General features: G+C 61.5%; 18 protein-coding genes, 4 tRNA genes and 2 pseudogenes. 13 read left to right on the forward strand and 11 right to left on the reverse strand.

Annotated elements, in window-relative coordinates:
• Positions 1-469: 469 nt before the first annotated feature.
• The 4 genes from ACF8E5_RS18895 to ACF8E5_RS18910 all read left to right on the forward strand — a co-directional run bounded on the left by ACF8E5_RS18895 (position 470) and on the right by ACF8E5_RS18910 (position 1,877).
• Positions 470-545 (forward strand) — tRNA-Asn (locus ACF8E5_RS18895).
• Positions 546-549: 4 nt separating this feature from the next.
• A tRNA-Pro gene (locus ACF8E5_RS18900) sits at positions 550-626 on the forward strand.
• 6 nt (positions 627-632) lie between these two features.
• A tRNA-Lys gene (locus ACF8E5_RS18905) sits at positions 633-708 on the forward strand.
• Positions 709-830: 122 nt separating this feature from the next.
• Complete coding sequence (locus ACF8E5_RS18910) at positions 831-1,877, forward strand: FAD-binding oxidoreductase (RefSeq protein WP_268977718.1); 1,047 nt, start codon at positions 831-833, stop codon at positions 1,875-1,877.
• Between the two features lie 36 nt (positions 1,878-1,913).
• Here the strand turns inward: ACF8E5_RS18910 and ACF8E5_RS18915 are convergent, their stop codons facing one another.
• Both ACF8E5_RS18915 and ACF8E5_RS18920 read right to left on the reverse strand, forming a co-directional pair.
• A complete protein-coding gene (locus ACF8E5_RS18915) occupies positions 1,914-3,209 on the reverse strand; it encodes an NAD(P)/FAD-dependent oxidoreductase (protein WP_392475659.1) in 1,296 nt (431 codons plus the stop codon).
• A 350-nt stretch (positions 3,210-3,559) separates the two neighbouring features.
• Complete coding sequence (locus ACF8E5_RS18920; RefSeq protein ID WP_023533234.1) at positions 3,560-4,189, reverse strand: DUF1780 domain-containing protein; 630 nt, start codon at positions 4,187-4,189, stop codon at positions 3,560-3,562.
• A 150-nt stretch (positions 4,190-4,339) separates the two neighbouring features.
• Between ACF8E5_RS18920 and ACF8E5_RS18925 the strand changes: the two genes are divergently transcribed.
• Entirely contained in the window at positions 4,340-5,023 is a 684-nt protein-coding gene (locus tag ACF8E5_RS18925) for an energy-coupling factor ABC transporter permease (protein ID WP_392475660.1), read from the forward strand.
• Between the two features lie 49 nt (positions 5,024-5,072).
• Here ACF8E5_RS18925 and yacG read toward each other — a convergent pair whose 3' ends face one another.
• From yacG to ACF8E5_RS18945, 4 genes are read right to left on the reverse strand one after another with little or no spacing between them, the layout of a single operon-like run.
• Positions 5,073-5,273, reverse strand: coding sequence for a DNA gyrase inhibitor YacG (gene yacG, locus ACF8E5_RS18930; protein ID WP_392475661.1), 201 nt, complete (start codon positions 5,271-5,273; stop codon positions 5,073-5,075).
• Positions 5,270-5,893, reverse strand: a complete 624-nt coding sequence (coaE, locus tag ACF8E5_RS18935; RefSeq protein ID WP_058638637.1) for a dephospho-CoA kinase — start codon at positions 5,891-5,893, stop codon at positions 5,270-5,272. Before coaE ends, yacG begins: the two co-directional genes overlap by 4 nt.
• Positions 5,890-6,759, reverse strand: a complete 870-nt coding sequence (locus ACF8E5_RS18940) for an A24 family peptidase (RefSeq protein ID WP_145256845.1) — start codon at positions 6,757-6,759, stop codon at positions 5,890-5,892. The genes coaE and ACF8E5_RS18940 overlap by 4 nt, the downstream gene beginning before the upstream one ends.
• Position 6,760: 1 nt before the next feature.
• Entirely contained in the window at positions 6,761-7,969 is a 1,209-nt protein-coding gene (locus ACF8E5_RS18945) for a type II secretion system F family protein (protein WP_196125955.1), read from the reverse strand.
• A 214-nt stretch (positions 7,970-8,183) separates the two neighbouring features.
• Here ACF8E5_RS18945 and ACF8E5_RS18950 point away from each other — a divergent pair, with 214 nt between their 5' ends.
• Both ACF8E5_RS18950 and ACF8E5_RS18955 read left to right on the forward strand, forming a co-directional pair.
• Positions 8,184-8,594: a pilin gene (locus ACF8E5_RS18950; RefSeq protein ID WP_058638634.1), complete on the forward strand. Its 411-nt coding sequence runs from the start codon at positions 8,184-8,186 to the stop codon at positions 8,592-8,594.
• Between the two features lie 70 nt (positions 8,595-8,664).
• Positions 8,665-8,740, forward strand: a tRNA-Thr gene (locus tag ACF8E5_RS18955).
• Positions 8,741-8,934: 194 nt separating this feature from the next.
• Here ACF8E5_RS18955 and ACF8E5_RS18960 read toward each other — a convergent pair.
• Both ACF8E5_RS18960 and ACF8E5_RS18965 read right to left on the reverse strand, forming a co-directional pair.
• The gene (locus ACF8E5_RS18960) at positions 8,935-9,273 is read right to left on the reverse strand and encodes a hypothetical protein (protein ID WP_392475662.1); all 339 of its coding nucleotides are present in this window, start codon (positions 9,271-9,273) and stop codon (positions 8,935-8,937) included.
• 5 nt (positions 9,274-9,278) lie between these two features.
• Positions 9,279-10,136 (reverse strand): PD-(D/E)XK nuclease family protein, encoded by an 858-nt coding sequence (locus ACF8E5_RS18965; protein ID WP_392475663.1) that lies wholly within the window; start codon positions 10,134-10,136, stop codon positions 9,279-9,281.
• Positions 10,137-10,649: 513 nt separating this feature from the next.
• Here ACF8E5_RS18965 and ACF8E5_RS18970 point away from each other — a divergent pair.
• On the forward strand, positions 10,650-11,171 hold the full coding sequence (locus ACF8E5_RS18970; RefSeq protein WP_392475664.1) for an AAA family ATPase: 522 nt from the start codon (positions 10,650-10,652) through the stop codon (positions 11,169-11,171).
• 27 nt (positions 11,172-11,198) lie between these two features.
• Here the strand turns inward: ACF8E5_RS18970 and ACF8E5_RS18975 are convergent, their stop codons facing one another.
• Complete coding sequence (locus tag ACF8E5_RS18975) at positions 11,199-13,154, reverse strand: ATP-binding protein (protein ID WP_392475665.1); 1,956 nt, start codon at positions 13,152-13,154, stop codon at positions 11,199-11,201.
• Positions 13,155-13,365: 211 nt separating this feature from the next.
• Here ACF8E5_RS18975 and ACF8E5_RS18980 point away from each other — a divergent pair, with 211 nt between their 5' ends.
• From ACF8E5_RS18980 to ACF8E5_RS18990, 3 genes and pseudogenes are all read left to right on the forward strand, one after another.
• A complete protein-coding gene (locus ACF8E5_RS18980) occupies positions 13,366-15,141 on the forward strand; it encodes an EAL domain-containing protein (RefSeq protein ID WP_392475666.1) in 1,776 nt (591 codons plus the stop codon).
• Between the two features lie 176 nt (positions 15,142-15,317).
• Positions 15,318-16,004, forward strand: a pseudogene (locus ACF8E5_RS18985) (PAS domain-containing protein); the annotation flags it as partial.
• A gap of 102 nt (positions 16,005-16,106) precedes the next feature.
• A pseudogene (locus tag ACF8E5_RS18990) lies at positions 16,107-16,556 on the forward strand (methyl-accepting chemotaxis protein); the annotation flags it as partial.
• A gap of 70 nt (positions 16,557-16,626) precedes the next feature.
• Here ACF8E5_RS18990 and ACF8E5_RS18995 read toward each other — a convergent pair.
• Together ACF8E5_RS18995 and ACF8E5_RS19000 are read right to left on the reverse strand one after the other, a co-directional pair.
• Positions 16,627-17,448, reverse strand: coding sequence for an amino acid ABC transporter permease (locus ACF8E5_RS18995; RefSeq protein WP_058638627.1), 822 nt, complete (start codon positions 17,446-17,448; stop codon positions 16,627-16,629).
• Positions 17,445-18,266 (reverse strand): ABC transporter substrate-binding protein, encoded by an 822-nt coding sequence (locus ACF8E5_RS19000; protein WP_058638626.1) that lies wholly within the window; start codon positions 18,264-18,266, stop codon positions 17,445-17,447. Before ACF8E5_RS19000 ends, ACF8E5_RS18995 begins: the two co-directional genes overlap by 4 nt.
• A gap of 118 nt (positions 18,267-18,384) precedes the next feature.
• Here ACF8E5_RS19000 and ACF8E5_RS19005 point away from each other — a divergent pair, with 118 nt between their 5' ends.
• Positions 18,385-19,269, forward strand: coding sequence for a homocysteine S-methyltransferase family protein (locus ACF8E5_RS19005; protein WP_178102749.1), 885 nt, complete (start codon positions 18,385-18,387; stop codon positions 19,267-19,269).
• A gap of 164 nt (positions 19,270-19,433) precedes the next feature.
• Positions 19,434-21,407, forward strand: coding sequence for a choline BCCT transporter BetT (locus ACF8E5_RS19010; RefSeq protein ID WP_058638625.1), 1,974 nt, complete (start codon positions 19,434-19,436; stop codon positions 21,405-21,407).
• The last annotated feature ends 2 nt before the right edge of the window (positions 21,408-21,409 follow it).

Below are 21,409 nucleotides of genomic sequence, written 5' to 3' on the forward strand. Positions count from 1 at the left end.
TAGGGCCGTCTCGCGGCCCATCGCGGCTGGTCCGGCGCCCCGGCAATGTCGCTCCAAATCCTAATGCATCAGGCATCATGCGGTCAGGGTAGGAGCGGCGTGCCGCGATGGGCCGCAAAGCGGCCCCGACAACCCTTATGCTCTCATCGACGAGCCCAGCCAACCCCCGTAAATCCGGGCCTTTGCGCTAATCCAAGATAACTTGCTGAAATTTTTGAAATTTATGCTTGCATGATCAATCGAGTGGCCCTAATATACGCCGCGTTGTCAGGCACTAAGCGAATCACCAGCAACACCGGTGACCGCAAAACAACTTAGAAATCAGTAAGTTGAATGAAAAAAAGTGGTTGACAAGCAAAACGAAGAATGTAGAATAGCCGGCCTCAGCAGCGATAACGCGAAAGCGGATAGCCAAAGAGACCGAAGTTAACACAAGCTTCGAAGATGTAAGGTTGTACCGAAGTTCAGTTCCGCGATAGCTCAGTCGGTAGAGCAAATGACTGTTAATCATTGGGTCCCTGGTTCGAGTCCAGGTCGCGGAGCCAATCTCGGGGTGTAGCGCAGTCCGGTAGCGCGCCTGCTTTGGGAGCAGGATGTCAGGAGTTCGAATCCCCTCACCCCGACCATTTTCCGGGTCGTTAGCTCAGTTGGTAGAGCAGTTGGCTTTTAACCAATTGGTCGTAGGTTCGAATCCTACACGACCCACCATGTAAGAAGGGCATCTCGAATGAGATGCCCTTTTTCTTTTGCCTCGGTTTTTCTAAGCCCTGTATTTTCCCGCAAATCCGCTATTCTGGCCTGTGTCTTTCGCAGTCTGGGGACCTATTGGCATGGGAGCCAACACATCAAGTGTCGTGGTCGTGGGTGGAGGCATCATGGGTGCTTCCATTGCGTGGCACCTTGCAAGGCTCGGTGCTCGGGTCACTGTTCTGGAGCAAGGGTCTCGAGCCGCCAGTGGCGTTACCCGTTGGTCATATGGCTGGGTAGGCACTGCCAGCGCCAGTGCATCGGACAACCCGGCGGCATTTTCCTCCACATTGCAGGCCATCGCCGACTTCAACCGGCTGGCGCTTGACCTCGGGCCTTTGCCGATTGCCGCCCGTGGCGCCATGGTGTGGTTGGACAACGATGCGCAAACGGCCGCCCTCATCGACCAGCAACGTTCTGCCGGCGTAAACCTTCAACCACTGGACGCCCAGCAGATAAGCGCCCTTGAGCCGTGCATGATCACGCCACCCGCACTGGCCGCTTGGGCGCCGGACGATTTTGCCGTGGAACCTGTTGCCTTGGCGAAAATGCTGTTGAGCGGCGCCGAGCAAGCCGGGGCAGAGGTTCTCTACGGTCGGCGGGTCGATGGCATAGAGACGCACAACGGACGCGTGACGGCCGCCAGGTGCGCAACGCAAACCTACGCCGCCGATACCGTGGTGCTGGCCAATGCCGGTGCCGCAATCGGCCTTGCAGCAGGTGTCGGTCTGCCCTTGCCCTTGCTTACCCGGCCTGCTGTACTGATGCGCTTCGCGGCGCCAGCCGGTGTAGTGCGGCATCTGGTCTACGGTAATGGCTTGGAGTTACGTCCGGCATTGGAAGGGGGCGTGGCCTGCGCCGAAGAAGCGCCTGCCGAGGGTGAGGCAGGGTTGCCAGCCTTGGTCGAGCGCACCACAAAAGCCATCCGGCAGATGTTCATCGGCGCCACGGCGCTTTCGCTGCGCGCGGTCAGTATCGGGCACCGACCGATGAGCCCGGAAGGCAAGCCTGTGATGGGTTACCTTCCTGGCGTCGAGGGGGTGTACGCCTTGGTGGCACATCCTGGAATCGTGCTAGCGCCCCACCTCGGCCGTCTGGCAGCCGAGGAAATCGTTCGGACGCGACGCTAGCCGGGCGCCTGCGAGTGCACCCAGCCAGCAGCCAGGTCAGTGCAACTTCAGCCGTGGTTCTGTGCCGCGACCAATCTTGCTGCCCAGCATCATCAGGGCCGTGCGGAAGAAACCGTACAACGCCATCTGGTGCATACGATACAGCGACACGTAGAACATCCTTGCGAGCCAGCCTTCGAGCTTCACACTGCCCATCAAGTTACCCATCAGGTTACCCACGGCCGAGAAGCGCGAGAGCGACACCAGCGAGCCATAATCCTTGTACTGGTAGGTCGGCAGCAGCTTGTTCTCAAGGCGCGCCTTGATGCTCTGCGCCAGCATCGACGCCTGCTGGTGGGCCGCCTGCGCCCGGGGCGGTACGTTGCGATCGCTGTCTGGCTGCGGGCAGGCGGCGCAGTCACCGAAGGCGAAAATAGCGTCATCACGGGTGGTTTGCAGGGTGGGCCGTACGACCAGTTGGTTGATGCGGTTGGTCTCCAGGCCATCGATCTCCTTCAGGAAACCCGGCGCCCGGATGCCCGCTGCCCAGACCTTCAGGCTGGCCTGGATCACTTCGCCGTCTTTGGTCTTGAGACCTTCGGCGGTCACTTCGCTGACGGCCGCGTTGGTCATTACCTTCACCCCCAGCTTCTCAAGGGTCTGATGCACGGGCACGCTGATGCGCTCCGGCAGTGCCGGCAGCACGCGCGGGCCTGCCTCGATCAAGGTGATGTGCATGTCTTTCGGTTGGATGCGGTCCAGGCCGTAGGCCGCCAGTTCATGGGCCGCGTGATGCAGCTCGGCAGCCAGCTCCACGCCCGTGGCACCGGCACCGACGATGGCTACGCTGATCTTTTCACTGGCCACATCGCCTGCGTGGGCGCGCAGGTAATGGTTGAGTAGTTGCTGGTGGAAGCGTTCAGCCTGCTTGCGCGTGTCCAGGAACAGGCAATGCTGCGCCGCACCCAAGGTGCCGAAGTCGTTGGTGTTCGAGCCCACGGCAATGACCAGGGTGTCGTAGGCAAGGGTGCGCGCGGGCAGCAGTTCGCGGCCGTCTTCATCGAGCGTGGCAGCCAACTGGATCCGCTTGCTCTCACGCTCCAGGCCGCTCATGCGCCCCAGTTGGAAGTTGAAGTGGTTCCACTTGGCTTGCGCCACGTAGTTCAGTTCGTCTTCGGAGGAGTTCAAGGAGCCGGCGGCCACCTCGTGCAGCAGCGGTTTCCAGATATGGGTGAGGTTGGTGTCCACCAGGGTGATGTCAGCCTGCTTGCGCTTGCCCAGGGTCTTGCCCAGGCGGGTCGCCAATTCCAAGCCGCCGGCGCCGCCGCCGACAATCACGATGCGATGAGTCATGGGAATATCTCATAAGGTTTACGGAATTCTTGGCCCAACGGGCCGGCCGCACGGGGTATGAGGGGAGGGCGAGCGCAAGGCAGCTCATAGCTCCGGTCCACTCAACGGGCGCCAGACCCAAGACAGCGGGGGTGGCGAGATGCTCGACCCCGGTGTATGCAGGGCTTGCAGGTCATCATCGACACTGGCTGACACGCAGGGTTCAGGCAGTAGGTCATGCTGGGCCTCTACGGATAGACGTTCGTGCAGGGGCAAACGCTACAGTGGTCGCTCACGCGGCTGTAACAAATGATAATGCTTTCTATCCGCGCCGCCGAGTGTACGTCATCGCAAACGATCGCTGCACTGGATCAAAGACTGATCCCCACATCGAAGACGATGCTGCGCCCCAGGTTGCCGCGAAGAAAGTCCGGGGCATCCGGGTGAGCGAACAACACCCGGGCAAAGGTTGGCCCGACCAACGACAGCGAGCGCCAGCCCTGGCGCAAATACTCGGTGGGCGGCGGGAAGTGGGTGTTGAGGTCCAGCACCTCGCGCTTGAGGCTGGCGAAGGCAATGATGTCCAACTCGTTCAGGTCCAGCCCGCGCTCACGGTAGTTGTGCGCTTTCTTGCGCAGGGTAGGTGCCAGCCTGCCCAGCAACTCGGTGGCACTGATGCGGCGAGGGCGCGCTTCGCGTCGCACCAGTTGCGCCAGTGAAAAGGCGCTGCGCCTGCGTTGCAGCTCTTCTCGCCATTCATCGTTAAGCCGGCGACCCTCGTCCAGCACGAAGAACACCTCGAAGGCCGCATCGCGGAACAATACGTCAGGCGGCTCCTGGCCGGCGGGCGTGAAGTCGTCGTTGCGATACGCGATGTTCAGGCCTTGTAGCAGGCGCTGGCAGACCCAACGCTCACGCTCCCATTTGCGGGCATTGGACAGGAACGCGTTGGCTTGTTCGGCCTGGATGGTAAGCAGGCGCAGGTAATCGGAATCATCCATGAAGCAAGCTTAGCTGTAATTTGATGACGATCAGGTGTTGATCGCGGCTTGAATCAATGAATTGCATGCTTGTGGAGTAGGGACCCGCTGATACTTGGGCAATACGTGTAGACTCGCCTTTGTCCATACATTGATTGAGGCTATTCCTACATGATCAGCGCGCAGGTGCTGTCGGGAACAACGCTGACCGTTGGCTGGCTCGGCTACGTGCCGCTGCTCGCCTGGGCCGCCAGTCAGGCCCGCTGGGTCGAGCTGGTCACCGACCGACGGCGCCAGCACTTGCTGTTCGGCACCGTGGTCGGGTTGTTCGCGCTGTGGTTGGTTCGGCGTGATTTCGACACGGGCGTGTCCTACCACTTCATCGGCATGACCGCCGTCACCCTGCTGCTGGACTGGCCGCTGGCAGTTCTGGGTGGCTTCATGGCGCAAGTGGGGCTGCTGCTGCTCGGGCGTCAGGAGTTGACTGCGTTAGGGGTCAACGGCCTGCTGTTGGTCGGCCTGCCGGTCCTGGTCACCGAAGTCTGTGCCATCGCGGTGGAACGCGCGCAGCCGCGAAACCTTTTCGTTTACATCTTTTGCTCAGGGTTTTTCCCGGCGGCACTGACGGTGGTCGTCTGCCTTAGTGCCGCGCTGGGATTGCTCTGGCTCGATGGGTTGTTCGCCATGCCGGAGTGGCTGAGTGATTTCGTGGGCTACCTGTGGCTGATGATGTTTCCCGAAGCGTTTATCAACGGAACCGTCATCAGCGCACTGGTGGTCTTCTGCCCCGAATGGCTGGAGACGTTCAACCGTACTCGATACCTGCAGGCTCCCTGGAAGGAAGGCGGTGGCTGACAGCCATGCCTCGCTGCACAGCATCTAGCTGGTGTATCTCCCAAAGTGATCAGTGACGAGGCTCCAGATCCCCTGAATACAATTCGTCTTCCGAGTCCTCGCCCCCGGGAATCTTGTGCTCCTCGGACGCCCAGGCGCCCAGGTCGATCAGTTTGCAGCGGTCGGAGCAGAACGGCCGAAAGGTGTTCTTCTCGTTCCATTCCACAGGTGCGCCACAGGTCGGGCAATCGACGGTCAATGGCTGGCTCATGGCTGGCCTCCTCGTAAAGTCAGATAAAAGTGGTGCAGTCGGTCGATCTGCGCATGCAAGTGACCCAGGTCGCCGTCATTGACCACCACGTCATCGGCATGGCGCAGGCGTTCTTCACGCGGCAGCTGGGCCTGAACAATGGCCTGCACCTGTTCGGCGCTGGTGTGGTCGCGGGCGAGGGTGCGTGCTACCTGCAGGGTCTGCGGGGCGTCGATGACCAGTACGCGCTGGGTTTTCTTATACTGCCCCGACTCGATCAGCAGGGGCGAGACATACACCGCATAGGGCGATTGCCCTTTGGCCAGGTAACTGAAAATCTCCTGGCCGATCAGCGGGTGCAACAATTGCTCCAACCATTTGCGCTGCGCCGGGTCGGTGAAGATCAACTGGCGCAGCGCGGCACGGTCAAGCTGCCCATCCGCCTGCAGCACGGCAGGGCCGAAGTGCTCGACGATGCTCGCCAGGGCTGGGCGGCCGGGCTCGACCACCCACCGCGCAGCCTGATCGGCATCGACCAGGTGCACGCCAAGCTCGACGAAGCGCTCGGCTGCGGCGCTCTTGCCGCTGCCGATGCCGCCGGTAAGGCCGAGAATCCAGGGTGTTGTGGCCGCTGTGGTCATTGGAATCCAAGCAGTTGCATGTAGGAGGGGGGTATTTCATCACCCCAGAGCACGGCAATCCACCCCGCAATAGCCAGATAAGGCCCAAAGGGCATTGCCGCCCCCATGGCATGCCGGCGCAGCCCGATCAGGCACAACCCTATGAATGTGCCCGCCACCGAGGACAGCAATAGGGTCAGGGGCAGCACCTGCCAGCCACCCCAGGCACCGATGAGCGCCATCAATTTGAAGTCACCGTACCCAAGGCCTTCCTTGCCGGTCAGCAACTTGAATGCCCAGTAGACGGTCCAGAGGCTTAGATAACCCAGCACGGCGCCCCACAGCGCATCGCCAAGTGGCGCGAACACATTGCCAGCATTGACGATCAGCCCCAGCCACACTGCCGGCAACACCAGTACGTCGGGCAACAGCTGTTGATCCGCATCGATCAGGCTCAGCGTCAGCAGGCACCATGTCAGCAGCAGCGCAAAAAGCGCTTGCTCCGACGGGCCGAAGCGCCAGGCAATGGCCATCGACAACAGGGTACTGGCCACCTCGACCAAGGGATAACGCACGCTGATCCGTCCCTTGCACCCCCGGCAACGGCCATTGAGTGCCAGGTAACTGAGCACGGGGATGTTCTCCCACGCACGGATGACGTGCTTGCACAAAGGGCAATGGGAGCCGGGTAACCATAAATCGAACCGCGCAGACGAGGTTGGGGGTAGCTCCAGTATCTCTTGCGCAGTGCGTCGCCATTGCCGCTTGAGCATGATCGGCAAACGATGCGCTACAACATTGATGAAGCTGCCTGCCAGCAAACCGAGCAGCGCGGCCCAGGCGATGAAGTGCGCAGGCTCCATGCCCTGCAGTGTCCAGACCGTCATATCAGATCAGGCTACCCAGTTGGAAAATCGGCAGGTACATCGCCACCACCAGCCCACCGACAAGCACTCCCAGCACCAGCACGATGGCCGGTTCCAGCAGACTGGCCAGCTGGTCCAGGGCCTGGCTGACTTGGTCCTCATAATGGATCGCAGCCTTGTCCAGCATCTGGTCCAAGGTCCCGCTGGCCTCGCCGATTGCCGTCATTTGCACCAGCAGGGGGGGGAACACGTGCTCCTCAGCCATCGCTTGATTGAGGGCCCGACCGTTCGCCAGTGCTTGACGCAACCGCATCACCGCCTGCTCGTGAAGCTCACTCCCACACCCCCTGGCCACCGTGCCCAGCGCGTCCAGCAACGGCACCCCAGCCGCATAACTGGTCGCCAGGCTGCGGGCGAACCGCGCCAGCGCAGCCTGCCCCAACAACGCTCCGAACACCGGCATGCTTAGCAGTTGCTGCGCGCACCACAGGCGTGCCGGTGCATGCTGGCGATACAGCTGGCGCCCACCGACGCCCAACAGCACCCCCACCAGCGCCACCCAGGGCGCCACCTGCCCGAACCCCGCCGACAGGTCTATCACCCACTGGGTGAGGGCTGGCAATGCCGTACCCATGCCGATGAACATCGATTCGAACTGCGGAATCACTTCCAGCAACAAGATGGTCGAAACCCCCAACCCCGTGAGCAACAGCAGGATGGGATAGGCCATCGCCTTTCGTACCTTCTTCTCAAGCGTGCGCCGCTGCTCCAGCATGCACGCCAACTGTTCGAGCTGCCGATCCAGCGTCCCCGACTGCTCACCCACCCGTACCAGGTTGCAGTACAGCCCATCGAACCAGCGAGGATGGCGTTGCAAGGCATCCGCCAGCCCCAGCCCTGCGCCTAGGTCTTTTTTCAGCGCCAGCAGCACTGCCGCCTGCCCCTCAGGGCAGCCGCTACGGCTCATCACCTCGAACGCCTGCAACAACGGCACACCCGCTCGCAGCAAGGTCGCCAGCTGCCGACTGAAACCCGCCGTGTCCGGCCTGGCCTGCCAACGCGGCCAGGTCAGTGCCAGCCCTCCCGCTGGCCGCACCCGCGCCACCGTGATGCCTTGGCGAATCAGCGCAGCCTGTACATAGGCCGGGCTGCGCCCCGTGGTCTGGCCGCTGACGGGGGCGCCGCTGGCGTCCGTGCCCTGCCAGGTATAGAGATGCGTAGATGACGTCATGCACATGTCCTTTTTCGTCCCTGTGACAAGCCTGGAAACAGCTTGCCCCGTCCTTGGAAAGGCGCGCCTTTCCGATGGTCACTAGAGTAGTGCAGCGAGGGCAAAGCCCAAGCGGGTAGGGGTGACAAAAGGTGTCTGTTCAGGCCTACTGCGCCGCTGCCGGTCGAGGCAAGCCTGACCTCACTGAGTCTGCGTATCGAAAAGGAAATTGTTCATGAAAGGGCAACGCGGCATCACCCTGATCGAACTGATGATCGTCGTCGCGATCATCGGCATTCTGGCGACCATCGCCTTACCGATGTACACCAACCACCAAGCCCGCTCCAAGGCCGCCGCCGGCCTGCTGGAGATCAGCGCCCTGAAAACCGCGATGGACCTGCGCTTGAACGAAGGCCGCGACGTCACCGACGTCGCCAGCCTCGGCGGCCAGCCCAGCACCGCCCATTGCGCGATCACCGCCACCGGCAAGGCCAGCGACGCCAGTGGCCGCATCGTCTGCACCCTGGTCGACGCCCCTGCGACCGTGCTGGGCAAGGCCCTGACCCTGACCCGCTCAGCCACCGGTTGGGCCTGCACCACCGACATCGAAACCGACCTCGCCCCCAACGGCTGCGCCGCGCCGTAAGGGTGACGCAATAAACGAATGGAAACAGAGGTTTGCGTAACGGGTGCAGCAGTGGTACGTTGCGCTACACGCCGGTGTAGCTCAGTCGGTAGAGCAGCGCACTCGTAACGCGAAGGTCGCAGGTTCGATTCCTGTCTCCGGCACCACTTCAGATTCCAGCGAAGGCCACTAAAATCTCTGGAACCCCCGCAAAAGCCGCCTTAGGGCACCACGCTGTTCACTCAGAACGGCCTAGCAGCCTATCCCGTCCCCCTGGCATCACCCGACCACCGGAGCGGCCTTGCCAGGGCGTCGGACCGCCCCCAACGATCTAACGGGTCTACCAAACTCCGACAGCGATTCAGCTCAATGCACCTTTAAGCTGCAATCCAGACCGGTCCACCCCGCCCGATCTGATCAACTCAACCACACGCAGAACCTCCCTGACCAACCGCCCAGCATCAGACAAACCCTCCATGCCGCTAGCAACATTGTCCTGATACAGGCAGGAATACCATTTAAACGCATTCCAATTCCTCCACATCAACGATGAAGGCAATGAAAGCGTCTGCTCAGATAACTCACCCTCGCTCGCCATCTTCCCGCCCGTGATCCGCACCACCCCGTAGTGCAGCGCCTCAGACGCAACCTCAATTCTAAGCCGCATGCCATCGACGCCAATGTCGAAAAACTGCCCCACGTGCTTCAATCTCGAAGCCTTGGGATAGAACCATTTGCGGCAGTTCTCCTCGCTGCAGTCATGCCCGGAAAAGCCAGGCGGCGCTGACACCGGTGTGCATTGTGCCGACAACCCATGTCGTACTGCATTGAAGAAGCCAAACAATACCGTCCCTTCGCATGGGGCAGTGCCTGGGCAATGGCTTCGGCGGCCTGCAAATTGTCGCCGGCAATGAGAAGTTCGATCAGTGCATGTCGTGTTGCATGCGTCATGGTTTGCCCGGTGATTTTCTGAACCAGATGCTTGTACTGGATTAACGCGTGCTGAAGCGCCGGCGTTGCGCTCGAGATGCTGATGCACTGCTCAAGCCAGCCGAGGATGTGCTCCTGGTAGGACAGTTGGCGGTAGCTCACGCCGCAGTGACTGTTTGCGTGCGCTTGCGTGCCTTTTTTTGTCAGGTACCACAACTGCCACGGCTTGCGTGAGGCCTTGCCAATGTCGTTATACCGCTTGAGTTGCTGTTTGCCGTCAGGGGCGTCGATCTTGTTTTCTATCAGGATGAGGTGGTCCCGCAGGTGGATCACTACGTCGACACGGCCGTAGCCCGCAAAAAACTGCTCTTTATTGACTTTGGCGTCGCTGATGCTGCCTTCGTAGTCGAAGCCCATTGTCGCCAGGAACAGTTCGAGAAAGCATTCACCCTGACCGTGGCGGCCCTTGGGGTTCAAGAGTTCTGCAATCATCGCAGAGTGGGTATTGACTTCGGCCCGCTCGATTCGGGTGATGGAGAAGATATTGAAAAGCTCACCGCTTGCTGCGAGCTTGGCTTCTGTCTCCCTCACCAGGCTGCCTGCCTGATTCAACAACAGTTGCGCTTTGTCCATGCTCGTTATTTGTCCAGAATCAGATTCAGCATTGTCCCGTGGTTCGGGTTCGAGTTAGATATCAACGGCGTGCTGTAGCGATCAGAAATTCGCACATCAACCATCACGTTGGATCGTACTCGGGGCCGATGATATAGGCCGCGAGCTACGTATTCATTGATCCAGACGGTCACCGATTCGCGCTTTCCTAGATCAGATGTAATCGGCTTGCCTGCTCTACAGCTAACAGGGCGCGATGCCAGGCCTCTTTCGACGCGATACGCGCTCTCTCGTAACGTCCGCCCCAGCAGGCATCACCGTACTAATCACCTGAAAGTCCAATCTCGCCCCAACACCACCTCACAAAACGCCCCCTCAAGCGTCGTATTGTGATGCACCACAATCTGCTCAGCGCTCAGCGCTCAGCGCTCAGCGCTCAGCGCCCAGCGGGCTGCGCGCAATTGGCACGCAGCTTGGAGACTTCTTTACAACCCCGGCCTCCTGTACAAAATGGCGGGTTGAAAAGGAGTCCCCATGAAACGCGTCATGATCGTTGGTCAACCGGGCGCCGGCAAGAGTACGCTGGCTCGCCACCTGGGCGAGCGAACCGGCTTGCCGGTCGTGCATATCGATACCATTCACTGGCTACCCGGCTGGGTCGAGCGCAGCCGGGACGAAAAGACGCGCCTGTGCCATGAAGTGGAGGCGCGCGAACGGTGGATTTTCGAGGGCGGGCATTCGGCGACCTGGGACAACCGTCTTGCCAGGGCCCAAATGCTTATCTGGATTGACCGTTCCCTGACGGTCCGATTGTGGCGTGTGCTGGTCAGGACCCTGACCCAGTTGGGCCACACACGCCCGGACCTGCCAGGCGACTGCCCCGAATCGCTGCGCAATTTGCCTGGCTTCATCCGGTTCATCTGGTCCACGCGGCATTCTTCACAGGACAAGATCAAGCACCTGATGGCGACGGCGCCTGCGGGGTGCCGGGTCGTGCACCTGCGCTCCAACCGGCAGACGCGCCAGTTTCTGGCGTCGATCGATTCGCAGCCCTGAGGTATGTGACGCTTGTCGGCCATGGCGCTAGCGGCGTTTGGCCTGATCCAGCAGCGGGGGTGCATCCTGGTCACTGAACATCCCTTCGACGCACGCCTTGAACTGACCGAGCGTGAAGGGCTTGGACAGCAAGCGTGTATGTGGCTGCTGCTCGGTAAGGCTGGCGGGCGCCTCGATCAACCCTGAAATGAACAGCACCCGCATCGCCGGCACCCGCGCCCGCACCCCGTGGGCGATGTTGTCCCCCGTCAGGCCGCCGGGCAGGACCAGGTCGGTCACCACAAGCTGCAGGTCTTGGCACTGCTCGATCAGGTGCAGCGCATCGGCAGGATGAGTGACTTCGATTACCTCAAAGCCCAGCTCCTTCAAGGCTTCGCCGACCAGCTCCCGGATCGCGCCCTCGTCTTCGATCACCAGTGCACTGCCGCGTTTGTCGGTGCGGGACGCTAGGGTGGCGTGCGTGATCGCTGTGACGCTCGACCGGACGGGCTCCAGGTGAACGGGCAACAGCAGACTGACCGTGGTGCCGCTGCCCATGACCGATTCGATCACTGCCGTACCGCCCGCCTGGCGAGCGAAGTCCTTGACCATCGACAGCCCTAGACCCGTGCCCGACCCTAGCGGTTTGGTGGTGAAGAACGGTTCGAAGGCCCGCTCGGCAACGCTGGCTGGCATCCCCAGGCCCGTATCGGTGACGCTTACCTGAATGTATTCGCCCGCGCGTAGCCCAAGCTGCTCCAGCTCAGCCGTGCCGCTTGTCACCTTGCTGACCCGCACCTGCAAACGGCCCCCTTGGGGCATGGCGTCACGTGCGTTGATGCACAAGTTGAGCAGCGCATTTTCCAGTTGGTGGGCGTCGCAGTAGCACAAGGCTGGCGAAGGCAATGGGGTGAATTGAAACTCGATCTTGGGTGTAAGGGTTCTGGCCAGCAGCTCTTTCATGTCGTCCACCAGCAGCACCACATCGACCGTGGTGCTGGCCAGCGGTTGCCGCCTGGCGAAGGTCAGCAGGCGGTGGGTGAGGGTGCTGGCCTTGCGAGTGGCAGCTCTGGCCAACGCCAGGTAACGGCCCAGTTCGTCGTGCCGGCCCTGCGCCAGGCGTTGCTCGATCATGTCCTGCGTGCCGGTGATCACGGTCAGCAGGTTGTTGAAGTCATGGGCCAGGCCGCCGGTGAGCTGCCCGAGCGCTTCCATCTTCTGGCTTTGCTGCAATTGCTGGCTGACTTGCTCGAACGCCTGCTGCCGCTCGCGGTACTGGGTGACATCACGTGCCACGGCGAAGTAACGGCCCTCGAACCCGGCAATGCGCCAGTTGAGCAGCAAGGGTTGGCCATCGCTGCGCACGCTCTGGGTGTCGAGCTCGACGATGGGCTTGTGGTTGAGCTCGCGCAACGCGTTCGCCAATTGTGCGGGGGAGATGAAACTGTAGAACGTCCCAGTCTTGAGCTGTTCTTCAGTGAAGCCCGTTTCTACCTGCCACGCCGGGTTCACCGACAACACCTGGCCGTTTTCGGACAACGTGCAGATCAGGTCGGGGGACACGTTCCACAGGCTGTCGCGCTCCCCCGTTCGGTGTTGCACTTGTTGCTCGAGCGTTTCGTTGAGCTGCTCCACGGCGCTCAGGTTACGCCTGAGCGAAGCACACACCACCGCCATGGCGAAAGTCACCACGCCAAAACTCAGGCTGTTGGCCCACGTGGCCCAGTCAGCATCGAAACCCAGCGGCCCGATGAAAAAATACTGGGCGATCAGCACGGCCATGATGCACCCCAGCAGGGACGGACCTGCGCCGAACCAGAACCCGATCAGCATCAGGCCAGGAATGAAAAACAGGTAGGGGAGCGCGGCAGGCGACATCTGCGCGCGCGCCAGGGAGCACGCAGCGATGATCAACGCGGCGCCCACGTAGCGGCTGGCCGTGCTCGGTTCGGCACGTCGCAGGCGTTGCAGGATGGCGGTAATCCTTTCTTTGAACCAGGCCAAGGCTGACTCCGTAACAGGCTGAGCATCATCTACGCGATCTGCCGTGCCAAGCGCGGCTGACAGCCTTTTAGGCTAGCTGACCGCAGGCGTCCAATAGATTTTTTGGCCGACCGCCGGTGGGGGTGCTCAATTGTCGAGAGAAACCGATCACAGCTAAGCTGGCAATGTGCCTTCTGGGCTAGAATTTGCTGTTACCGCGACCGGAGCTTTCATGGACAACTTGACGACCCTTCGAGACGAGCGCTTGCGCCTGGTTGAAGTGGACCGCCTTACATCGGACCTGGCAAATGGAGAGGATCCGGTGCTCAATGGCGTCGTCAACATGCTCTGTGCGCACTTCGACGTCCCTACCGCGCTGGTCAGCATCGTCGACCGCGATTACCAGGTATTCAAGGCCAAGATCGGCATGGCCGACGACCGCACGCCGCGCGAAATGTCCATCTGCGCCCTTGGTTTGCGCCAGGAAACGGTGCTCGAGATCTGCGACACGCTGCAGGACCCGCGCACGGTGGATAACCCCCTCGTGCAATCGGCCCCCCACATCCGTTACTACGCCGGCGCACCGCTAATCGTTCGGCCAGGCGTCAGCCTGGGTGGGCTGTGCATCATCGACCATGCCTCACGCGAAGCCTTGTCGGAGCGCGACCGTAATCTGCTGACCAACGCCGCCAAAGTGGTGGTGGCTCGTCTGCAGTCGATCCACCGGCAAAACTTCTACGATCCGATGACCGGGCTGCCCAATCGGCGGCGGTTCGAGACGGACTTCAAGGAAGGTGCCATCACGGCCGGCCAGGTGGCTGTGTTCATCGAGCCGGTGTCGGCCGCGGGTATGGACCGACTGTTCAAGGCGCTGGGCATCGAGTTTTTCACCGATTTCATGCGGGCAGTCAAAGAAGTGCTGCTCACAACACTTCCGCCCGGCTGCCGCCTTTATCGGGCCAGTACCCTGGGCTTCATGACGGTGATTGAGGCGTGCGATACCAGCTTTCTCGCTGGTTGGCTTCAGACGCTGGTGGCTTCGCTCGGTGGGCCACTGCGCAGCGGTCACGTACCGGTCACGCCGGATGTCGGCATCAGCGTCCTGACGCTGGGCGTGGACGCCAGCGCCTCGCCAGACATCCTGCGCCTGATGGCCAGCATGACCGACACCGCTCGCAAGAGCGATCAGCGCTGGTTGGCGTACGACCCGGTGGTGGACGCCAACCTGCGGCGCAACACCGCCATACTCAATGCCCTGGAAGCCGCACTGCTGGCACCCGACCAGTTGAGCCTGGCCTACCAGCCCAGGATCGACCTTGGCAGCAACCGCTGCGTGGCGGTCGAGGCGCTCTTGCGCTGGACGCACCCGCAACTGGGCGTGATCAGCCCGGCCGAGTTTATTCCGCTGGCGGAAACCACCGCGTCCATACGCGGCATTACTCGCTGGGTGGTGGAACAGGTGTGCCGTCAAATTGCCCAGTGGCAGGCCAGCGGCCTGATGTTGCAGGTCTCGTTGAACATCTCGGCCCTCGATCTGGGTGATGGTCAGCTGTACGAAGATGTCACGCGAGCGCTGGCCCGACATCAGGTGCACCCGAGCCTGGTGGAGCTCGAGTTCACCGAAAGCGCCCTGGTAGCCGACTTCGATGCCGTGCAGGAACAGCTCCAGCGCTTCCGCGCCCTGGGCATCTCGATCGGCATCGACGATTTTGGCAGCGGCTACAGCAACTGGATCTACCTGCGCAAAATCCCCGCCACCAGCGTGAAGCTCGACCGTTCCCTGCTGGCCGAACTGCAGCCTGGCGGCAATGACTGGCACATCGTGCGCGGGCTGGTCAGCCTGCTGCGCGACCTGCGCCTGACGGTGGTGGCCGAGGGTGTGGAGACGGACCTGCACCATCATGTGCTACGGGGGTGGGGCTGTGATCAAGGGCAAGGCTATTATTACGCAAGGCCCCTCCCGGCAGATGACCTGGCTGCATGGTTGCTTCAGCCGCGGCAAGCCTGACGTTAGGTGAAGTAGCACTCGGTGTGCGCTGCCTGTCAGCGCCTGTTCAATCCCAACAGTTGTCATCCGCAATGACGAGGATCGCCATGTTCAACAAAGCGCTTAGGGATGAGGTCGAGGCACTCAAACGGGAGCTGCATGGGCTCAGGGCTGCGCAACAGAGCAGGTCCAGCGAGATGCTTGAAATCACCGTGGACCGCGACCTGCTGATCACGGCCGTCAACCCGCGGTTTTCCAGCTTCGTGGGGATCGACGCTTCGAAGCTTGTCGGCACATCGATGGGCGCGCTCACGCCCGACTATGTGAAGGACTTGCCGTGCTACAAGGATTTCCAGACCGCGATGAGCCAGGGCACTGGGGTGAGCGACGACTACCGCTACATCGCGGCTGATGGGCGTCTGGTGTGGATGCGCGCGGCGTGGTGCCCGGTCAAGGCCCCCAGCGGCGAGGTGACCCATATGACGGCCTACGGCACCGAGGTCACCGCCGCCATCGACAAGGCCCGTGAAAACGACGAGCTGATCAAGGCGCTTTCCCGGTCCACGGCGGTGATCGAGTTCGCACTGGACGGCACCATACTCACCGCCAACCAGAACTTCCTGAATACGGTGAACTACACGCTCCCGGAAATCGTTGGCAAGCATCACAGTATTTTCTGCGATCCGGCCTACACCCGGTCGCCGGATTATCAGCGACTGTGGGCCAGCCTCAACGACGGTCGCTTCGTTGCTGAGCGCTTTTTGCGGTTTGACAAAGGCGGCCGCGAGCTGTGGCTCGAAGCTTCCTACAACCCGGTGCGCGACACCCGCGGGCGGCTGTACAAGGTCGTGAAGTTCGCGGTGGATATCACCGCTCAGGTCGAAAGCGAGAAACAGGTCAGCTCGGCAGCGGACGTTGCCTATGAGATCTCCATGAAGACCGACAGCTCCGCCCAGCGCGGCGCGGAGGCGGTCAGGGACACGGTGGAGACCATGAACCGCATCGTCGAGCAGGTCTCGAACGTGTCCACGGGTGTCGAGGCGCTGGGGCATCAGTCGCACCTGATCACGTCCATCGTGTCGACCATCGGCGGCATCGCCCAGCAGACCAACCTGTTGGCGCTGAACGCGGCCATCGAAGCCGCGCGTGCCGGTGATCAAGGCCGGGGCTTTGCCGTGGTGGCGGACGAGGTTCGCAAGTTGGCCGGGCGAACCAGTGCCGCCACCCAGGAAATCGTCGAGGTGGTGCAGAAGAACAACGCCTTGGTGGAGGAGGCGGTACACAGCATGGGCGAGAGCAGAAAGCAGGCTGAACTGGGCCTGAGCCTGGCCCAGCAGGCGGGTACCGTGATCACGGAAATCCAGTCAGGTGCGCAGGAAGTGGTCACCGCCGTGGGCCAGTTCTCTTCAAAACTGGTGGCGGAGGCGGGGCGTTAGTCCGATCCGGCAGCACGGCTGCCGATGAACGCAACGCCTGCCCCTGGCCAGGGGCAGGCGCTAGGCACCGTCAGCGCTGATAGGCCTTGCCGTAATGCCGCTCAAGGCGCGCCTGCACCAGCTCCAGCGCGATCGACAACACCCAGTAGATCACGGCCGCAGTGGTCAGCATTTCCAGGTAGCGGTAGCTCGACCGTCCGTAGGACTGGGCCAGGAACATGATTTCCCACACCCCCATCACCGAGATCAACGACGAATCCTTGAGCATGGAGATGAACTGGTTGGCGGTTGGCGGGATGATCACCCGCATGGCCTGCGGCAGGACGATGTGGCAGAAAATCTGCGGCGGGCGCATGCCCAGCGCCAGCGCCGCTTCGCGTTGGCCTCGGGCAACACCCAGGATGCCCGCGCGGAAGATTTCACTGAGGTAAGCGCCGTAGTTCAGCGACAGGGCGATGATACCGGCGCTGATCGCGCCGGGCACCAGGCCTATCTGGGGCAAGCCCAGGTAGATGAGCAGAATCTGGATCAGCAGCGGTGTACCGCGGAAAAACGACGTGTAGAAACTGGCAACACCCACCAGCACTGCGCTGCCGGACAAGCGTGCCAGCGCAGCGGCAAAGCCCAGCGCCACCGACACCACCATCGAGCATATGCACAAAAACAGCGTCAGCGCTGCGCCCTGCAGAAAACCGTTGGGCCCCAGTTTGAAACCGGCCAGGTTGGGAAACTTCTCCAGGATGATCGAGAACTTGAGGTCGAAGCTCAGGAAGAACCCGACGAACAGGGCGAACATCACCAGCCAGGTGAGCATCAACCGTGTGCGAAAGCCCAGCAGGCGTGTGCCCGTGGTACTGGCCACGGGCTTGGGGGAGGGCGGAAACGTGCTCATTTGCTGATATCGGCGCCGATCCACTTCTGCGACAGCTTGCCCAGGGTGCCGTCTGCCTTGAGCTCGGCGAACACCTGGCGAACCTTCGCATCCCACTCTGGGTCGCCCTTCTCGATGGCGACCGAGTTGGGTTCTTCATACAACGGCGCACCGGCGAGCTTGAAACGCTTGTCCTGGTCCAGGCGCGGCTTGGCCGTGACCAGGTTGGTCAGGATTGCATCCAGGCGCACGCCCGCGCCCAGCCCTAGGTCCTGGAACGCCACATTGTCGGTGTCATACGGGGCGATCTGCACGAAGTCGAAGGGGTAGTCGAGGGTTCGGCCCTCGTCACCCTCGATGACCAGATTCTTGTTCAGGTAGCTTTCGTAGCTCGACGCGCTGGTCAGGCCGACCTTGCGCCCGTCCAGATCTTTTGCACCGTGGATGCGGTCATCCTTGGCATTGACCACGATGACCGCCGGGGAGGCGTAGTACTCCACAGGGAAGTCGAACACCTGGGCGCGGGCCTTGCTGGGGGTCATCGAGCAAATGCAGATGTCGTAGCGCCCACTCCAGCGACCGGCGGCGATCACATCCCAGGAAGGCGTCTCCAGGCGCAATTTCACACCCAGCTTGTCCGCCACTGCCTTGGCCACATCCACGTCGAAGCCGTCGAGCTGGTTCTGGTCATTGAGAAAAGAGAACGGGGGATAGCTCTCCATCAGCACATTGACCAGTTCCTTGCGTGATTCGACCCGCTCCAGCGTGGCGCCGGCAAAGGCCTGGGTGGCGGTCGCAAGCAGCGCAAGGCTTGCACCGAGCAATGTGGAAAAACGCATGTTCATACCTGAAATGTTGGCCAAATGAGTATTAGGGTATTAAATAGTTATATATCTAACCCACATAATGAATTTTATTCATAAGCACCTTCAGAGTAGTTATATGACAGAGCGAGCGATGGTGATTCTCGACGGTGGCATGGGCCGCGAACTGCAGCGCAGCGGTGCGCCGTTCCGCCAGCCAGAATGGTCTGCACTGGCGTTGACCGAGGCGCCGGAAGCGGTGGTGGGGGTGCATGCGGCGTTCATTGCCGCAGGTGCTCAGGTCATTACCAGCAACAGCTATGCGGTCGTCCCCTTCCACATTGGTGAAGCGCGCTTTGCCGAAGAAGGCCGGCAGTTGGCCAATGTTGCCGGTCAATTGGCCCGCCACGCAGCCGATACCGGCCCGCACCCGGTGAGGGTGGCCGGTTCGCTGCCGCCGTTGTTCGGGTCCTATCGTCCCGACCTGTTCCAGCCTGAGCGCGTCGAGGAAGTCCTGCGGCCGCTGCTTGAGGGCCTGGCGCCACACGTTGACCTGTGGCTTGCCGAAACCCAGAGCGCGATCGCTGAAGTCCGCGCCATACGTGCCCACCTGCCCGAGGACGGTCGCCCGTTCTGGGTGTCCTTCACCTTGCAGGATGAAGACGTCGATACGGTGCCGCGCCTGCGCTCCGGTGAGCCGGTGGCCGATGCCGTGCAGGCGGTGATCGAACTGGGCGCAGCAGCGGTGCTGTTCAACTGCAGCCAGCCGGAAGTGATCGGCGCGGCCATCGATGTCGCCCGTTCGGTCATCGATCAGCAAGGTGGCGAAGTCGCCATCGGTGCCTATGCCAACGCCTTCCCACCCCAGCCCAAGGAAGCCACCGCCAACGACGGGCTGGACGAACTGCGCGAAGACCTGGACCCACCGGGCTACCTGGCCTGGGCAAAAGACTGGCGCGCACGCGGCGCCAGCATGGTGGGTGGCTGCTGCGGCATTGGCCCTGAGCACATTGCCGAGCTCAAACAGCGCCTCGGCTGACGGGTTCAAGGGCATCTGAAAAGCAAGCGAAGCGTTTAAGTTTGGGAAATGCTGGAACTGACGGTAAGGTTTCAGCATCTTCCATTCATCATGCGCCACGGGCAGTCGTGTTCTGACTGCCCAACCATGGAGCGCAGCGCTGAACGTCAGAAGGAGCAATGCCTATGCCTGAAGAACAACAACGCAGGAGCACCATCAACCCACCTGTCTTTTTCACCAGTGCGATACTGGTGCTGTTGCTGGTTTTATACGCCACCCTTTTCCAGGAGCATGCCCAAAGCGTCTTCGAGCATGTTCAGCAATGGATCGTCACCAATGCGGCCTGGTTCTACATTCTTACCGTTGCGCTGGTGCTGATCAGCGTCGTCTTCCTGGCCGTCAGCCGCTACGGCGATATCAAGCTGGGCCCGGACCACAGCGAGCCCGATTACCCCAACAAGAGCTGGTTCGCCATGCTGTTCTCGGCGGGCATGGGCATTGGTCTGATGTTCTTCGGCGTGGCCGAGCCTGTGATGCACTTCATCAACCCGCCTGTGGGTGACCCCAATACGGTGGCTGCGGCCCGCGAAGCGATGAACATCACATTCTTCCACTGGGGCCTGCATGCCTGGGCGATCTACGCCATCGTGGCGCTGATCCTGGCCTACTTCAGTTTTCGCAACGGGCTGCCGCTTACCTTGCGCTCGGCGCTGTACCCGCTGATCGGGGAGCGTATCTACGGGCCCATTGGCCATGCGGTTGATATCTTCGCCATCCTGGGCACCGTGTTCGGCGTGGCGACCTCGCTTGGGTACGGCGTGCTGCAGATCAATAGCGGCTTGCATCAGCTGTTCGGTCTTCCGATCAGCACCACGATCCAGGTCATCCTGATCGCCGTCACCTGTGCGCTGGCCACGCTGTCGGTAGCCAGCGGCCTGGACAAGGGTATCCGGATTCTTTCGGAGCTCAACCTGGGCCTTGCTGTGGTACTGATGCTCTTCGTCCTGGCAGTCGGGCCTACGGTCTTCCTGCTCCAGGCCTATGTGCAGAACACAGGTGCGTACCTGTCCGATATCGTCAACAAGACGTTCAACCTATTCGCCTATGAACCCACCGACTGGATTGGTGGCTGGACCTTGCTCTACTGGGGCTGGTGGTTGTCCTGGTCGCCCTTCGTCGGGCTGTTCATTGCACGGATTTCCCGTGGTCGCACCATTCGCGAGTTCGTCTGTGGCGTGCTGTTCGTACCGGCAGGTTTCACCTTGCTGTGGATGACCGTATTTGGCGATTCGGCCATTCACATGATCCTGCACGGGGGTATCAAAGACCTGGCCACGGTGGTCGATCAGGACAGTTCGTTAGCCTTGTTCGCGTTTCTCGAGCATTTCCCCTGGTCCACAGCCATTTCGATGCTGGCGGTGCTGATGGTCGTCGTGTTCTTCGTCACCTCAGCCGACTCGGGCGCCTTGGTGGTGGACATGCTGGCTTCGTCCGGCAGGGGACATTCACCGCTCTGGCAACGTGTGTTCTGGTCGGTCAGCATGGGCGCAGTGGCCATTGCCCTGCTGTTGGCCAACGGTTTGAAGGCCTTGCAGGCCGCCACCATCGCCAGTGCGCTGCCGTTCGCGATCATCCTGCTGTTTTCCATCTGGGGGCTGTTCAAAGCACTGGGGCTGGACGCCACGCGGCGTGGTCTGCGAACCCAGGCGTTGCCGGGCCAGCGGCAGGGCCGTCAGAACCACGGCGGCTGGCAGCGTCGGTTGCGCAATATCGCGATGATGCCGCGCAGGGCCCATGTCACTCGCTTCATTGGAGAGGTGGTAAAGCCCGCGTGCGAGGAAGTGGCTCAGGAGCTGCGCAAGCAGGGCTACGAAGTGACGGTGGAGGAGCGCGAAGACGGCCGCATCACGCTGGAGCTTTCTCATGCCGGTGAGGGCCGCTTCAAATACGAGGTTCGCCCCCGCGCCTTCAATACGCCGAGCTTCGTCATGCGCGATGCCGATGACAACAGCGATGCACGCAAGTACTTCCGTGCCGAGGTGTACCTGCGCGAAGGCGGGCAGGACTACGATGTCATGGGCTGGAGCCGTGAAGATGTGATCGGCGACATCCTCGACCAGTACGAGCGCCACCTGCACTACCTGCACGTGGTCAGCTGAAC

The sequence above is a fragment of the Pseudomonas sp. WSY_20 genome, assembly GCF_043104335.1.
GTDB classification, from domain to species: Bacteria; Pseudomonadota; Gammaproteobacteria; order Pseudomonadales; family Pseudomonadaceae; genus Aquipseudomonas; species Aquipseudomonas parafulva_B.

What these genes read in the sequence shown, in the direction of transcription:
- coaE (WP_058638637.1), bottom strand. Translation starts at nt 5,893, where the DNA reads ATGACCACAGCGGCCACAACACCCTGGATTCTCGGCCTTACCGGCGGC.
- ACF8E5_RS18915 (WP_392475659.1), bottom strand. Translation starts at nt 3,209, where the DNA reads ATGACTCATCGCATCGTGATTGTCGGCGGCGGCGCCGGCGGCTTGGAA.
- ACF8E5_RS18980 (WP_392475666.1), top strand. Translation starts at nt 13,366, where the DNA reads ATGGACAACTTGACGACCCTTCGAGACGAGCGCTTGCGCCTGGTTGAA.
- ACF8E5_RS18945 (WP_196125955.1), bottom strand. Translation starts at nt 7,969, where the DNA reads ATGACGTCATCTACGCATCTCTATACCTGGCAGGGCACGGACGCCAGC.
- ACF8E5_RS18910 (WP_268977718.1), top strand. Translation starts at nt 831, where the DNA reads ATGGGAGCCAACACATCAAGTGTCGTGGTCGTGGGTGGAGGCATCATG.
- ACF8E5_RS19000 (WP_058638626.1), bottom strand. Translation starts at nt 18,266, where the DNA reads ATGCGTTTTTCCACATTGCTCGGTGCAAGCCTTGCGCTGCTTGCGACC.
- ACF8E5_RS18940 (WP_145256845.1), bottom strand. Translation starts at nt 6,759, where the DNA reads ATGACGGTCTGGACACTGCAGGGCATGGAGCCTGCGCACTTCATCGCC.
- ACF8E5_RS18925 (WP_392475660.1), top strand. Translation starts at nt 4,340, where the DNA reads ATGATCAGCGCGCAGGTGCTGTCGGGAACAACGCTGACCGTTGGCTGG.
- yacG (WP_392475661.1), bottom strand. Translation starts at nt 5,273, where the DNA reads ATGAGCCAGCCATTGACCGTCGATTGCCCGACCTGTGGCGCACCTGTG.
- ACF8E5_RS19010 (WP_058638625.1), top strand. Translation starts at nt 19,434, where the DNA reads ATGCCTGAAGAACAACAACGCAGGAGCACCATCAACCCACCTGTCTTT.
- ACF8E5_RS18920 (WP_023533234.1), bottom strand. Translation starts at nt 4,189, where the DNA reads ATGGATGATTCCGATTACCTGCGCCTGCTTACCATCCAGGCCGAACAA.
- ACF8E5_RS18995 (WP_058638627.1), bottom strand. Translation starts at nt 17,448, where the DNA reads ATGAGCACGTTTCCGCCCTCCCCCAAGCCCGTGGCCAGTACCACGGGC.
- ACF8E5_RS18950 (WP_058638634.1), top strand. Translation starts at nt 8,184, where the DNA reads ATGAAAGGGCAACGCGGCATCACCCTGATCGAACTGATGATCGTCGTC.
- ACF8E5_RS18970 (WP_392475664.1), top strand. Translation starts at nt 10,650, where the DNA reads ATGAAACGCGTCATGATCGTTGGTCAACCGGGCGCCGGCAAGAGTACG.
- ACF8E5_RS19005 (WP_178102749.1), top strand. Translation starts at nt 18,385, where the DNA reads ATGGTGATTCTCGACGGTGGCATGGGCCGCGAACTGCAGCGCAGCGGT.
- ACF8E5_RS18965 (WP_392475663.1), bottom strand. Translation starts at nt 10,136, where the DNA reads ATGGACAAAGCGCAACTGTTGTTGAATCAGGCAGGCAGCCTGGTGAGG.